Origin of the sequence: Stenotrophomonas nitritireducens (assembly GCF_001700965.1) — a bacterium.
Classification (GTDB): Bacteria; Pseudomonadota; Gammaproteobacteria; order Xanthomonadales; family Xanthomonadaceae; genus Stenotrophomonas; species Stenotrophomonas nitritireducens_A.
Window position 1 is genome coordinate 3,388,192 of record NZ_CP016756.1, and the last position, 13,745, is coordinate 3,401,936.

11 protein-coding genes are annotated in these 13,745 nt (G+C 65.9%); 8 read left to right on the forward strand and 3 right to left on the reverse strand.

The window, feature by feature from the left end; all coding sequences use genetic code 11:
• Nucleotides 1–219: 219 nt before the first annotated feature.
• Complete coding sequence (gene tdh, locus BCV67_RS14315) at nt 220–1,254, reverse strand: L-threonine 3-dehydrogenase (protein ID WP_062168975.1); 1,035 nt, start codon at nt 1,252–1,254, stop codon at nt 220–222.
• A gap of 134 nt (nt 1,255–1,388) precedes the next feature.
• Here tdh and BCV67_RS14320 point away from each other — a divergent pair, with 134 nt between their 5' ends.
• A complete protein-coding gene (locus tag BCV67_RS14320; protein ID WP_062168973.1) occupies nt 1,389–3,554 on the forward strand; it encodes a S46 family peptidase in 2,166 nt (721 codons plus the stop codon).
• A gap of 468 nt (nt 3,555–4,022) precedes the next feature.
• On the opposite strand, the gene BCV67_RS14325 is transcribed toward BCV67_RS14320, so the two are convergent.
• Nucleotides 4,023–4,895 carry a hypothetical protein gene (locus BCV67_RS14325; RefSeq protein WP_062168971.1) on the reverse strand — a complete coding sequence of 291 codons (873 nt, stop codon included), beginning with the start codon at nt 4,893–4,895 and terminating at the stop codon, nt 4,023–4,025.
• Between the two features lie 299 nt (nt 4,896–5,194).
• On the opposite strand from BCV67_RS14325, the gene BCV67_RS14330 reads away from it, so the two are divergent.
• The 7 genes from BCV67_RS14330 to BCV67_RS14360 all read left to right on the forward strand — a co-directional run bounded on the left by BCV67_RS14330 (nt 5,195) and on the right by BCV67_RS14360 (nt 12,581).
• The gene (locus tag BCV67_RS14330) at nt 5,195–5,839 is read left to right on the forward strand and encodes a histidine phosphatase family protein (protein WP_062168969.1); all 645 of its coding nucleotides are present in this window, start codon (nt 5,195–5,197) and stop codon (nt 5,837–5,839) included.
• 355 nt (nt 5,840–6,194) lie between these two features.
• Nucleotides 6,195–7,469 (forward strand): bifunctional tetrahydrofolate synthase/dihydrofolate synthase, encoded by a 1,275-nt coding sequence (gene folC / locus BCV67_RS14335; RefSeq protein WP_062168967.1) that lies wholly within the window; start codon nt 6,195–6,197, stop codon nt 7,467–7,469.
• 66 nt (nt 7,470–7,535) lie between these two features.
• Nucleotides 7,536–8,582 carry an SPOR domain-containing protein gene (locus tag BCV67_RS14340; protein WP_062168965.1) on the forward strand — a complete coding sequence of 349 codons (1,047 nt, stop codon included), beginning with the start codon at nt 7,536–7,538 and terminating at the stop codon, nt 8,580–8,582.
• Nucleotides 8,583–8,639: 57 nt separating this feature from the next.
• Nucleotides 8,640–9,374 (forward strand): CvpA family protein, encoded by a 735-nt coding sequence (locus BCV67_RS14345; RefSeq protein WP_062168963.1) that lies wholly within the window; start codon nt 8,640–8,642, stop codon nt 9,372–9,374.
• A 29-nt stretch (nt 9,375–9,403) separates the two neighbouring features.
• Entirely contained in the window at nt 9,404–10,870 is a 1,467-nt protein-coding gene (gene purF / locus BCV67_RS14350) for an amidophosphoribosyltransferase (RefSeq protein WP_062168960.1), read from the forward strand.
• Between the two features lie 206 nt (nt 10,871–11,076).
• A complete protein-coding gene (locus BCV67_RS14355; RefSeq protein ID WP_062171702.1) occupies nt 11,077–11,847 on the forward strand; it encodes a ferritin-like domain-containing protein in 771 nt (256 codons plus the stop codon).
• Nucleotides 11,848–12,053: 206 nt separating this feature from the next.
• Nucleotides 12,054–12,581: a COG3650 family protein gene (locus BCV67_RS14360; RefSeq protein ID WP_062168957.1), complete on the forward strand. Its 528-nt coding sequence runs from the start codon at nt 12,054–12,056 to the stop codon at nt 12,579–12,581.
• 422 nt (nt 12,582–13,003) lie between these two features.
• On the opposite strand, the gene lpxH is transcribed toward BCV67_RS14360, so the two are convergent.
• Nucleotides 13,004–13,744: a UDP-2,3-diacylglucosamine diphosphatase gene (gene lpxH / locus BCV67_RS14365; protein WP_062168955.1), complete on the reverse strand. Its 741-nt coding sequence runs from the start codon at nt 13,742–13,744 to the stop codon at nt 13,004–13,006.
• Nucleotide 13,745 lies beyond the last annotated feature (1 nt).

The following is a 13,745-nucleotide window of genomic DNA, read 5'->3' on the forward strand; positions in this document are numbered from 1 at the left end:
ATGAAGGAAAAGGCGCCTTTCGGCGCCTTTTCTTTGCCGGTGACTTTGTGGGAGCGGCGTAAGCCGCGAAGCTGATGGTCTGCCAGATGGTCAGCATCACCGCCACTTCATTGCAGCCAGCTTCGCGGCTTACGCCGCTCCCACAAGATCTAAAGCGCTATCGCTTCCAGATACACGAAAGGCGCCTTATGGCGCCTTTCGTTTGTCACCCGACGGTGATCAGTTCCAGCTCAGCACGACCTTGCCGGCCTTGCCCTGTTCCATCAGGTCGAAACCTTCCTGGAAGCGATCCACCGGCAGCTGGTGGGTCATCACCTTGCCCAGCGGGAAACCGCCCAGCACCAGCTGGGTCATCTTGTACCAGGTCTCGTACATCTTGCGGCCGTAGATGCCCTGCACGGTCAGGCCCTTGAAGATGATCTTGTCCCAGTCGCAGCCAGCGCCGCGCGGCATGATGCCGAGCATGGCGATCTTGCCGCCGTGGTACATGCAGTCGAGCATGTCGTTGAAGGCGCGCGGGTTGCCGCTCATCTCCAGGCCCACGTCGAAGCCCTCCATGTGCAGCTCGGCCATCACGTCCTTCAGCGACTGGTTGGCGACGTTGACCACGCGGGTGGCGCCCATGTCGGCGGCCAGCTTCAGGCGGAAATCATTGACGTCGGTGACCACCACGTTGCGTGCACCGATGTGCTTGCAGATGCCGGCGGCAATGATGCCGATCGGGCCGGCGCCGGTGATCAGCACGTCCTCGCCGATCACGTCGAACTCCAGCGCGCAATGCGCGGCGTTGCCGTACGGGTCGAAGAACGCGGCCAGCTCGGACGGTATCTGGTCCGGGATCGGCCACAGGTTGGTGGCCGGCATCACCATGTATTCGGCGAAGGCACCGTTGACGTTGACGCCGATGCCGACGGTGTTCGGGCACAGGTGCGGACGGCCGCCACGGCAGTTGCGGCAATGACCGCAGACGATGTGGCCTTCGGCCGATACGCGCTGGCCGATTTCATAACCGGTCACGCCCGGGCCGATCTCGGCGATGCGGCCGACAAACTCGTGGCCGATGGTCAGGCCCGGCTTGATGGTGCGCTGGCTCCATTCGTCCCACAGGTAGATGTGCAGGTCGGTGCCACAGATGGCGGTCTTTTCCAGCTTGATCAGCACTTGGTTCGGGCCGGGCGTCGGTACCGGCACCTCTTCCATCCAGATGCCCTTGGTCGCTTCGCGCTTCACCAGCGCCTTCATCGTCTGTGCCATTGCAGGGGACCGCAGTGTGAGGAAAGCGCTGATTATAAGCTTTCAGCCGTAACCGCCCGGTACTGACCGATGACAGGGGCGGGAGACAGTTACAGTCGCTACAATCGGCCGTTCCAAACTTTCGGAATTGCCTGATGCGCTTGAATTTACTTGCGTTTTCCATCGTTGCCGGTTTGGGCCTGGCGCAGACCGCGCAGGCCGCCGAGGGCATGTGGGTGCCGCAGCAGCTGCCCGAGATTGCCGGCCCGCTGAAGCAGGCCGGCCTGAAGCTGGACCCGCAACAGTTGGCCAACCTGACCGGCGACCCGATGGGCGCGGTGGTGGCGCTGGGCGGTTGCACCGCCAGCTTCGTGTCGCCGCAGGGCCTGGTGGTGACCAACCACCACTGCGCCTACGGCTCGATCCAGCTCAATTCCACCGCCGAGAAGAACCTGATCAAGGACGGCTTCAACGCGCCGACCCTGAAAGACGAGCTGAGCGCCGGCCCGAACGCCCGCATCTACGTGCTGGACGACATCACCGACGTCACCGCCCAGGCCAAGGCGGCAATTGCCGGTGCCGGCAACGACCCGCTCAAGCGCACCCAGGCGCTGGAAGCCTTCGAGAAGCAGGCCATTGCCGCCTGCGAAGCCGATGACGCCTATAGCTGCACCCTGTACAGCTTCTCCGGCGGCAACACCTACCGCCTGTTCAAGAACATGGAAATCAAGGACGTGCGCCTGGCCTATGCGCCGCCGGGCAGCGTCGGCAAGTTCGGCGGCGACGTCGACAACTGGATGTGGCCGCGCCACACCGGCGATTTCTCGTTCTACCGCGCCTACGTCGGCAAGGACGGCAAGCCGGCCGCCTTCGCCGCCGACAACGTGCCGTACCAGCCCAAGCATTGGCTGAAGCTGGCCAACCAGCCGCTGGGCGAGGGTGATTTCGTGATGGTGGCCGGTTACCCGGGCCGCACCGACCGCTACGCGCTGGTCAGCGAGTTCGAGAACACCGCTACCTGGACCTACCCGTCCATCGCCAAGGCCTACAAGGACCAGATCGCGATGGTGGAAGCGGCCAGCAAGACCAACCCGGACATCGCGGTGAAGTACGCGTCCAACATGGCCAGCTGGAACAACACCAGCAAGAACTACGACGGCCAGCTGGACGGCTTCAGGCGCAACAACGTGCTGGGCCACAAGCAGGCTGAAGAAACCGCGGTGCTGGAATGGTTGCGTGGCCAGGGCGATGCCGGCAAGCCGGCGCTGGATGCATTTGCTCAGCTGCAGACGCTGGGCCAGCAGTCGCGCATGAACCAGGCGCGTGACCTGAACCTGGCGATGCTCAACCGCACCGGCACCCTGGGTACCGCCGTGCGCCTCTACCGCCTGGCCATTGAAAAGGCCAAGCCGGACGCGCAGCGCGAAGAGGGTTACCAGGAACGCGATCTGCCGACCATCGAAGGCGGCCTGAAACAGATGGACCGCCGTTACGTGCCGGCGATGGACCGTCAGTTCCAGCAGTACTGGCTGCAGCAGTACGTGCAGCTGTCGGCTGGCCAGCACCTGTCGGCGTTCGACAAGTGGATCGGCGGCGTCGATGCCAAGGCAGTTGATGCGACCGTCGCACGTCTGGACGGCTCCAAGCTGGGCAACCTGGATGAGCGCCTGAAGTGGTTCGGTGCCGACAAGGCCGCGTTCGAAGCCAGCAATGACCCGGCCATCCAGTACGCGGTGGCGGTGATGCCGGCACTGCTGGAGCTGGAGCACCAGCGCAAGATCCGCACCGGCGAGGAGCTGGTGGCGCGCCCGCTGTTCCTGCAGGCCATTGCTGACTACAAGAAGACCAAGGGTGAGTTCGTCTACCCGGACGCCAACCTGTCGCTGCGCATCACCTTCGGCAACGTGAAGGGTTACACCGGCCTGGACGGCAAGGTGCAGCCGGCCTTCACCGACCTGGAAGGCATCGTCGCCAAGGAAACCGGCAAGGACCCGTTCGACTCGCCGCAGGCGCTGATTGATGCGGTCAAGGCCACGCGTTACGGCGGCTTCGAAGACAAGCGTATCGGCAGCGTGCCGGTGAACTTCCTGTCCGACCTGGACATCACCGGCGGCAACTCCGGCTCGCCGGTGCTGGACGCACACGGTCGCCTGGTCGGCCTGGCGTTTGACGGCATCTGGGAATCGGTCGCCAGCAACTGGGTGTTCGATCCGGTGATGACCCGCATGATCTCGGTCGACGAGCGTTACATGCGCTGGATCATGCAGGAAGTGGCGCCGGCGCCGCAGCTGCTGAAGGAAATGGACGCCGCCTCGAAGTAAGTTCGGACTGCGTTGTTTGAATGAAAGCCCGGGCAGGAAACTGCCCGGGCTTTTTTTGTCGTGCAACCCGCAGATTTGTAGGAGCGGCGTCAGCCGCGAAGCCGGCAGTGTTGAAAGCACTGCATGCCCGCAATCGGATGGATCAGTGGCTTCGCGGCTGACGCCGCTCCCACGTTCGTGGCCTGGCAACTTTAATGCCGAGCCATGCTCGGCTGAGGCCATGCCGGGAAGGCCACTGCCGAGCATGGCTCGGCACTACCGCTTTGGCCCCTCCCTTTCGCATAGCGAAGGGGAGGGTTGGGGAGGGGTAAGCCCTTCGCTGGTCGATGCAGCCGTGGCTTCGCAGCGAGCGCCGCGCCGTTGTAGTGCCGAGCCATGCTCGGCTGAAGCCTTACCGGTGAATCCCCATGCCGAGCATGGCTCGGCACTACACCTTTGCCGCAGGCTCGGGAGGGGCAAGTTTCCGCCTCAGCGGTACGGCCCGGGCCCGCGCCACAGCAGTTCGCCGTAACGGTAGACGTACATCACGATGACGAACTGGCGCGCGTCGCCGATGTCCTGCAATTCCGGTGAACCAGCCTGCAGCATGCGGCACTTGCTGGAACCGCGGCGCAGGGCGACTTCGGCCGGGCAGACCATCAGGTAGGTGGTGCCGGGCAGTGGGATCGACAGTTCCTTCTTGCCATCGACTTCCTTGGCGCCGTCCATCCAAGCGCGCAGTTTTTCTTCGCTCAGCAGGTCATAGATGATCTGGTAGCCGCCCACTTCCATGGCCGGCTCACCCGCGCTGCGGTCGATGCGACGGCCGCTGTCCTCGCCTTGTCCGGCCGAACGCCCGTTGTTGTCCTGCGCGGTGGTCCTGTCGAGGGAACCCGGCGGGCGGCCGGTCCAGGTCTGCGGACGGCGCGGCACGGTTTCCGATGGGCTGGCTGCCGCCGGTGGTGTGGGCGGGGCCTGCTCCTGCGCCTGGGTGGGCGTCTGTTCCTGCTCCGGTTCGCTGGGCGGCTCGATGTAGCGCGCCTCCGGTACCGGCTTGCGCATCTCGCTGCGCCGCTGCGTGGTGGGTTTGGGCTGCGCGCGGCTGGGCTTGTTGGGCTTGTCCTGTGGCGGCTGCTTGCTCGGCTGCTTGGACGGCGGCGCCTCGCCGAGGAAATCGACCTTGACCCGGCCGCCGCCCGAGGATCCCTGCGGCGAGGAAACCACCGGCGGGTTGGAGTGCAGCAGGAGCAGCAGCATCAACAAATGCAGCAGCACGGTGATCAGCGCCGCGGCCCAGCGGTCGCGACGTTCATGCCAGAGCTTGAGAGTGAACCGCGTCGGGGAAGTGGAGGTGCTGGTCATGCCGCGTCTGGGGACTGGAAGTTGCTGCCCTCGTGCGGACGTCACGCCGAACCACCGGTAGGGAACCGGCATGGTAACGCCTGCGCCGGGCACACAACCGTGCCATCGGTGCTGCGGCCGATGGCCCGCTGCGGTTGAATGGGTCGGCCAATGGTGACAAACCGTGGGCACAGTTCTGCCATCGGGCTGCGACATCTGTATCGAAGGTAACCGTGGGCGGCGCCGGCCTGCCGCCGGGCTATGATGCGCCTCCCGTCGGATTCATCAGGCGGGCCCCACACAACAATGGAAACAGCTGCATGCGCATCCTGCTTGCCCGCCACGGCGAAACGCCGTGGAACGCCGAAGGCCGCTACCAGGGCCAGATCGACATTCCCCTCTCGCCGGTAGGCGAGGCCCAGGCCAAGGCCTTGGGTGAGCGGCTGGCCGATGTGCAGATCACCCGTGCCGTGGCCTCGCCGCTGAGCCGCGCGCAGGCCACTGCGAAGGCGGCGCTGGGCAGTGCCCGCGAGGGCATGCTGCTGACCGAGCCTGACCTTCAGGAAATCGCCCACGGCGAATGGGAAGGCTTGCTTGCGAGCGAGATCGACGAAAAAGACCCGGCGCGGCTGCGCGCCTGGCGCGAGGAACCCGATACCGTGCTGATGCCCGGCGGCGAATCGCTGCGGCAGGTGCTGGACCGCAGCTGGCGTGGCCTGACCGCCGCTGCCGAAGGGCTGGGCGAGGATGACACCCTGCTGGTGGTCGCGCATGACGCGGTCAACCGGGTGATCCTGTGCAGGGTGCTTGGCCTGCCGATCTCCAAGCTGTGGAGCTTCCGCCAGGCCCCGACCACGCTGAACCTGCTCGAAGGCCCGGACGTCGAGCATCTGGAAGTAGTGCGACTGAACGATTGCGCCCACCACACCCCGTTCTTCGGCGAAGCCAAGCACCGCGCGCTGTAAAGCAGGGCACGTAGACCTGTAGAGCCGAGCCACGCTCGGCTGGAGCATTACCGGTAAAGCCTCTGCCGAGCATGGCTCGGCACTACCGCTTCGCTCCCTCCCTTTGGCGAGGCCAAGGGGAGGGGGGCGCCCTTGGCAGCTTGATGCAGGTTCCCCACCTGTAGAGCCGAGCCACGCTCGGCTGGAGCATTACCAGCAAAGCCTCTGCCGAGCATGGCTCGGCACTACGCATATCCCGGCATGACATGCCGGCAAGCTTGGCGGCCGCACGCAGTGGCCGCTGTATCATGGGCACCCCGCGCGCAACGCGCAGTCGGCCCTCAGCGCCGGCCCATGATCCAGAGAGTCTTCACGCATGTCTTCCGCCCGTCCCGCCACGCTTGAACAGTGGCTTGCCCATATCGAACAGCAGCACCCGCAATCCATCGCGATGGGGCTGGAGCGCGTGCGCGAAGTCGCCGAGCGCATGCAGCTGGGGCAGCCGGCCGCGCACTGCATCGTGGTCGGCGGAACCAATGGCAAGGGCTCGACCGTGGCCTTCATCGAAGCCATCGCCCGTGCCGCGGAGTGGAAGGTGGGTGCGTACACCTCGCCGCATCTGCTGCGCTACAACGAACGCGTGCGCATCGATGGCCAGGACGTGGACGATGCCAGCCTGGTCGCCGGCTTCAACGCAGTCGAAGACGCACGTGGCGATACCCCGCTGACCTATTTCGAGTACGGCACGCTGTGCGCGCTGTGGCTGTTCCAGCAGGCCGGTTTGGATCTGGCGGTGCTGGAAGTCGGCCTCGGTGGCCGCCTGGACGCGGTCAACATCATCGATGCCGATGTGGCGGTGATCACCACCGTCGATATCGACCACGCCGATTGGCTGGGCAATGACCGCGAGGCCATCGGTGAGGAGAAGGCCGGCATCATCCGTGGCTGGAAGCCGGTGATCCTGGGCGAGATCGATCCCCCCTCCAGCGTACTGCGGCGCGCCTACGTGCTCGGTGCCAATGCGATCCGCTTCGGCAGCGATTTCTTTGCCGAGGACATCGATTCGGAACTGTGGCGCTGGCGCGATGTTTCCTTCCGTCTGGAGCTGCCGCAGCCGGCCTTGTGGGCGCCGATCCAGCGCAACAACGCCGCCACCGCGGTGGCCGCCTTGCGCGCGCTGGACAAGCCGGTGCCGCGCGCGGCGTGGGCACAGGGCGTCGCCGACGCGCGAGTGGTCGGGCGGCTGCAGCGTTTCCAGCGCAACGGCGTTGACGTATTGCTGGATGTAGGCCACAACCCGCAAGCTGCCGCTGCGCTGGCTGCGGCACTCAAGGCCGAGCCGGCGGCTGGCCGCACCCTGGCGGTTTATGCCGCGCTGGCCGACAAGGACGCGGCCGGGGTGGTCGATGCGCTGCAGGGCCAGGTTGATGGCTGGTTCCTGGCCGGGCTGGAAGGCGCCCGCGGGCAGACCGCCGCGCAGCTGCGCGAACGCCTGGCAGGGACTGGCGCCAGTACTGCAGATTTGTCTGCAAGTGTCGCCCAGGCGCTGCAAGCCGCACTGGGTCAGGCCCGGCAGGGCGACCGGGTGCTGCTGTTCGGCTCCTTCCATACGGTGGCCGAAGCACTGCCACTTCTCCGTTCAGCTGACTAAGACGCTGCCGCGCGTGCCCCGCATATAATCACCGGGGCACTCCGCCGCGCCGCGCATACGCCAATTGTGGATACTCCTCTGAAACAGCGACTGATTGGTGCCATCGTTCTGGTGGCTCTTGCCGTGATCTTCCTGCCGATGCTGGTCAAAGGCCCCGCGCCCGATAGTGGCGTACAGGACGTGCCACTGAGTGCGCCTGCGGCCCCTGGTGAGGCCCAGTTCGAAACCCGTGAACTTCCTCTGGTCGCACCCGGCGCACCCGCAGGTGGTGCCTTGGGCATGCCTGCAGCGCAGCCGGAAACCGGCGTCGCCGCAGCAGCACCGGATCCGTCGGCCAGCGCCTTGCCGCCGTCGGCGGCTGCCGGCAACTACGCGGTCAACTTTGGTGCCTATGCCAGCGAGGCCGATGCCGACGCGGTGATCGCGCATCTGAAGAAATCCAATCTGCCCGGTTTCCGCCAGGCCGACACCATCAACGGCCGCCAGGCTTGGCGTGTGCGCATCGGCCCGTATGCCGATCGTGCCCAGGCCGAGTTGGTGCGGCTGGAGGCCGGCAAGGTCCGCAACGATGTGAATGCGCAGGTGGTGGTGCTCAATGCCGCTGCCGAAACTGCGGCTCCGGCAGCAGCTCCAGCAGCGACGCCTGCTGCCGCACCGGCCAGCACCGCCACCGCTGCGGCCGCCACCGCCCCGGTGCGTACCGAGGCCTTGCCGCCGGAGCCGGCCAAGCCGGTCGCGGCAGCGCCCAAGCCCGAACCCAAGCCTGCTGCCAAACCGGAAGCGCCGAAGCCCGAGCCGGCACGTCCGGTCGCGGCAACGCCGGCGCCGGCGCCGGCCAAGCCGGCGGTCGCCACCCCGGCCGCGCCGGCCGCCAGCAATGTCGGTTTTGCCGTGCAGCTGGGTGCGTTTGGCCAGGCCGCCGACGCCAACGCGCTGCGTGACCGCGCGCGTGCGGCGGGCTTCAGCGCCTTTGTCGAACAGGTGCGCACCGACAACGGCGTGCTCAACCGCGTCCGTATCGGCCCGGTCGCCAGCCGCGAGCAGGCTGAACAGCTCAAGGCACAGGTCGCGGCCAAGGTCGGCATTGCCGGCATGGTCCGCCCGCATCCTTGATGGGTTGTCCGCCGCTGGCCGAGCACGCGAGCGCGCGCTGCCTGCACGGGGCACGCGGTGATTGATCTGGCGCTGTTGGCGCTGATCGGCGTATCGGCCCTGTTCGGGCTGATGCGCGGCCTCTTGGCTACCGTACTGGGTGTGCTGAACTGGCTGTTGGCAGGCGCGGCAGCCTTCTACTACGGCGAGCGCGCGGCCTTGCTGCTGGCCGGCCAGGCCCAGCCCAGTGCCGGCGATTATGCCGGCGGTTACCTGCTGGTGTTCATCGGTGTGCTGCTGGCGGCCAGCCTGGTGGGGCGCCTGCTGCGCGGGGTGGTGGATGCCACGGTGCTGCTGAAATGGCCGGATCGCCTGCTGGGGCTGGCCCTGGGCCTGCTGCGTGGGGTCTTGTTCGCGGTGCTGGCGGTATTGCTGTTGGGCTTCACCTCGATGCGCGAGGAGGCCGGTTGGCGCCAGTCCAGCGTGCTGCCCTGGCTGCAGCCGATGGCCGACAAGCTGCGCGAGAAACTGCCGCAGCCACCTGAATCGCCGGCAATGGCGCTGATGGACTTGGGGAAGTCGGTGTTGGCAGGCGATAATGGCGGACCGAACGAAGCAGATGCGGGCAGTGGCTTGCTACCGGCGCCGTTGGAGGGGACAGCTTTTGATCCCCACCAGCGCAGCGGACAGCACGACCGAGCTGACCCGGCGGGGGCGTTGCCCTCCAACATCGATCCGGCGCAGGTGCGTCCGGGTCAACTCAAGCCGATACGGGTTGAGCCTCAGGGCCAGGCACGGCCACCTTCACGTTAACGGGCATCGCCCAGCGGAGATCGCGCAACATGTGTGGCATCGTCGGAATCGTCGGCAACCAGAACGTCGCCGGGCAGCTTTATGACGGCCTGACCGTCCTCCAACACCGTGGCCAGGATGCGGCGGGCATCGCCACCGCCGACGGCACCCGCCTGCGCGTGGAAAAGGCCAATGGCCTGGTCCGCGATGTGTTCGACGAGCGGCGCATGGCGCTGCTGCAGGGCCGCATCGGCATCGCCCACGTGCGCTACCCTACCGCCGGTTCGGAAGGCACCGATGAGGCGCAGCCGTTCTACGTCAACTCGCCTTACGGCATCGCGCTGGCGCACAACGGCAACCTGATCAATACCGAGGCGCTGCGTCGCCAGGTGTTCGAGGCCGACCGCCGCAACATCAATACCGATTCGGACAGCGAAGTGCTGCTGAACGTGTTCGCCTACGAGCTGGACGCGCAGCGCATGCTGACCCCGGAAGCGGCCATCCGTGCCGTGGCCGGCGTGCACCGCCGCTGCAAGGGCGGCTATGCAGTGGTCAGCGTTGTGCTGGGCCTGGGCCTGGTGGCCTTCCGCGACCCGCATGGCATCCGCCCGCTGGTACTGGGCAAGCGCGAGCATGCCGAAGGCATCGAGTACGCCGTGGCCTCCGAATCGGTGGCGCTGGATGTGCTCGGCTTCGAGCGCATGCGTGATGTCGCGCCGGGCGAAGCGGTGGTCATCACCGAGCGCGGCGAGCTGTTCACCGAAATCTGCGCCACCAACACCCAGCAGACACCGTGCATCTTCGAGTACGTGTACTTCGCACGTCCGGACTCGATGATGGACAACGTGTCGGTGCACAAAGCGCGCATGCGCATGGGCCAGAAACTGGGCGAGAAGATCCTGCGCCTGCGTCCGGACCACGACATCGACACCATCATCCCGATCCCGGACACCTCGCGCGATGCCGCGCTGGAGATGTCCAACGTGCTCGGCGTGAAGTACCGCGAAGGCTTCGTCAAGAACCGCTACGTCGGCCGTACCTTCATCATGCCGGGCCAGGGCGAACGCGTTAAGTCGGTGCGGCGCAAGCTCAACCCGATCCACCTGGAGTTCCGCAACCGCGTGGTGCTGCTGGTGGACGATTCCATCGTGCGCGGCACTACCAGCCAGCAGATCGTGCAGATGGCGCGCGATGCCGGCGCACGCAAGGTCTACCTGGCCAGCGCCGCGCCGCCGGTGCGTTACCCGAACATCTACGGCATCGACATGCCGGCCGCCGAGGAATTGGTAGCCCACAACCGCAGCGTCGAGGAAATCGAAAAGCACCTGGGCTGCGATTGGCTGGTCTACCAGGACCTGGAAGACCTGGAAGTCGCCGTACGCGAAGGCAACCCGGAGCTGAAGGAATTCGATTCTTCCTGCTTCAACGGCGAATACGTCACCGGTATCGAACCCGGTTACTTCGAGCGCATCCAGCAGCTGCGTTCGGACGAAGCCAAGACCCAGCGCCGCGCATAAGAAGCTGGAGGGCTCAAAGCCCTTCTGCCGCACGCAGCGCTCAAAGCCCCTCTACCGCCTGCGGGAGAGGGGTTGGGGTGAGGGCAGAACGAAGCGGCAACCCGTGAGCAGCCATGAACCCGCAACAAGCACAGCCTGTGACCGCTGCATTCGTAGCACCCGCCGAAGCAGCAGACTTCTCCCTGCTGGATGCCGCCTGCATCTGCATGGCCGCCGCCGACCCGCTTGAGAAAGTCGCGCTCACCCAGCATTACGCCGCTCGTTACCGCGCTGGCATATTGAAGCTGCCAGCAGAAGCGCCAGACCCGGATCCGATCCGCGCGCCGGGCCGCCCTCCGCAACTGGTGCTTGTGCACCCGCGCGATCTGCCGCGGCGTGGCCTGGGTTCGGTCGATGGCCGTGCCGCCTTCATTCATGCCATCGCCCACATCGAACTCAATGCCATCGACCTGGCCTGGGACGCGGTGTATCGCTTCCGCGGCTTGCCGGCCAGTTTCTACGCCGATTGGGTCAGCTGCGCGGACGACGAATCACGCCATTTCGTGCTGCTGCGTGAGCGCTTGCTGGCGCATGGCCATGACTACGCCGATTTCCCCGCCCACAATGGCCTGTGGGAAATGTGCGAGAAGACCGCGCATGACGGTCTGGCGCGCATGGCGCTGGTGCCGCGCGTGCTGGAAGCGCGCGGGCTGGATGTGACCCCGGCGATGATCGGCAAGCTGCGCTCGCTCGGCGATGCAACTACCGCCGATGTGCTGGAAGTGATCCTGCGCGAGGAGGTTGCCCACGTGGCTGCCGGCACGCGCTGGTATCACTGGTATTGCGCACGCGCTGGCGTCGAGCCGAAGGCACGCTTCAAGGCGTTGCTCGGCGAATACGCCGGCGGCTACCTGCGCGGCCCGTTCAATCTCGAAGCCCGCCTGCTGGCCGGGTTCGACGAGGATGAGCTGGCCCATCTGGTCGAACAGGCCGGCTGATTGCGGCGGGGGGCATCGAACAGATGCCGTGCCCGCTTTGTTGCCTGATGTTGATCGCGTCTGCCGTTGCTAGTTGCGGCAACGATGAACGCCGCCCCGAACTCGGGCCGTGTCTGATTGACTGCCAGCGTGCCAGACATCCACCATCAGTCATGGTGGATGTCTGGCTGCTGTATGCCGTCTCTATCACGAGGTGATGCAACGGCATGCACCATCATCCGATCGTGGCGCACCTCAGCGTGGCCGCGGCCGGCAATGACGCAATCAAGGAGAACGTAATGAAGCAGATGTTGATCGCAGGTGCGGTGTTGTTGGCATTGGCTGCGTGTACCGGGCAGAAGCCTGCCAGCACCGATGCCGGCACTGCGGCGCCAGCACCGGCTCCGGGCGCAAGCGCTGAAGCGGGCGCCAAGGACGCGTTCCCGGTGATCCTGCAGGCCGCGGGCAATGAGCCGTTCTGGGCGGTGCGCGTGGACGGCGCCAAGCTGGACTACAGCACCCCGGAAACCCAGGCCAGCCCACGCCATTTTGAAGGCGCACGTGCCGTGCAGGACGGTCTGCTGGTGGTGCAGGGTGGCGAAGGTGCCGATGGTTTCCGGCTGACGCTGCAACGCGCCGAGTGCTCGGACGGCATGTCCGACCTGAAGCATCCGTTCACCGCCGAATTCGTGCTGGGCAAGGACACCTTCAAGGGCTGCGCCCGCGACCCGTCGGTGCCGGTGGAAGCCCCCTGAGCAAGCTGCGGGTAGGAGCGGCGTAAGCCGCGAAACCAGCAAAGCAAAGCCCGTCAGACAGGTCTGCAATTGCAGCCACTCTGGCGGGCTTTCTTGTATCAGCTTCGCGGCTTATGCCGCTCCTACAAAATCAGGGGCAGCGGCGTGAACTGTAGGAGCGGCGTAAGCCGCGAAGCCACAAATGCAAAGCCCGCCGGAAGGTCTGCAATTGCAGCCACTCTGACGGGCTTTCTTGTATCAGCTTCGCGGCTGATGCCGCTCCCACAAAACCGGGGCAGCACCGTGAACTGTAGGAGCGGCGTGAGCCGCGAAACCAATAATGCAAAACCCGCCAGGCAGTTCTGCAATTGCAGCCACCTCTGACGGGCTCTTTTGCACCAGCTTCGCGGCTTACGCCGCTCCTACAACAAGCACGATCAGGGTCAGCTCAGCGCTTCCAGGCGGAAGCCGTCGGCGTCAACGCGCAGTACCGAGCCCTGTTCGTACCAGTCGCCCAGCACGATGCGGGTGCAGCTGCCGTCGCCGGCAGTCACGCTGTGGATGGCAGGGCGATGGGTATGGCCGTGGATCATGGTGTCCACGCCGTAACGCTGGAACGTAGCCAGCACTTCGGCCGGGGCCACGTCGGTGACGGTTTCAAACGTGGCGTTGTCGTCCTGCTTCATTTCCGACTGGCGCGCCTGGCTGGCCGCACGTGCCTTCTGCGCGAAGGCGATGCGCGCTTCCAGCGGCTGTGCCAGGAACTGCGCGATGAAGGCCGGGTCGCGGCTCTGCGTGCGGAAGGCTTGGTAGGCGACATCGTCGGTGCACAGCAGATCGCCGTGCTGCAGCAGCACCGGCCGGCCGTACAGCGTGATCACTGATGGGTCCGGCAGGATGCGCATGCCGGCGCGTGCGGCATAGTCGTTGCCAACCAGGAAGTCACGGTTGCCACGGATGAAGTACACCGGTACGCCGGCATCGCTGACCTCGTGCAGGGCCAGCGCGACCGCGTCGGCGGCAGTGGACGGCGTGTCATCGCCGATCCACGCTTCAAACAGGTCGCCAAGGATGTACAGCGCCTCGGCCTGCCGCGCTTCGCCGCGCAGGAAGTCGAGGAACAGCTCGGTGATGGCTGGACGGCTGGGGTCCAGATGCAGGTCGGAGATGAACAGCGTTGTCATG

What these genes read in the sequence shown, in the direction of transcription:
- folC (WP_062168967.1), top strand. Translation starts at nt 6,195, where the DNA reads ATGTCTTCCGCCCGTCCCGCCACGCTTGAACAGTGGCTTGCCCATATC.
- BCV67_RS14330 (WP_062168969.1), top strand. Translation starts at nt 5,195, where the DNA reads ATGCGCATCCTGCTTGCCCGCCACGGCGAAACGCCGTGGAACGCCGAA.
- lpxH (WP_062168955.1), bottom strand. Translation starts at nt 13,744, where the DNA reads ATGACAACGCTGTTCATCTCCGACCTGCATCTGGACCCCAGCCGTCCA.
- BCV67_RS14360 (WP_062168957.1), top strand. Translation starts at nt 12,054, where the DNA reads ATGCACCATCATCCGATCGTGGCGCACCTCAGCGTGGCCGCGGCCGGC.
- BCV67_RS14320 (WP_062168973.1), top strand. Translation starts at nt 1,389, where the DNA reads ATGCGCTTGAATTTACTTGCGTTTTCCATCGTTGCCGGTTTGGGCCTG.
- BCV67_RS14355 (WP_062171702.1), top strand. Translation starts at nt 11,077, where the DNA reads ATGGCCGCCGCCGACCCGCTTGAGAAAGTCGCGCTCACCCAGCATTAC.
- purF (WP_062168960.1), top strand. Translation starts at nt 9,404, where the DNA reads ATGTGTGGCATCGTCGGAATCGTCGGCAACCAGAACGTCGCCGGGCAG.
- tdh (WP_062168975.1), bottom strand. Translation starts at nt 1,254, where the DNA reads ATGGCACAGACGATGAAGGCGCTGGTGAAGCGCGAAGCGACCAAGGGC.
- BCV67_RS14325 (WP_062168971.1), bottom strand. Translation starts at nt 4,895, where the DNA reads ATGACCAGCACCTCCACTTCCCCGACGCGGTTCACTCTCAAGCTCTGG.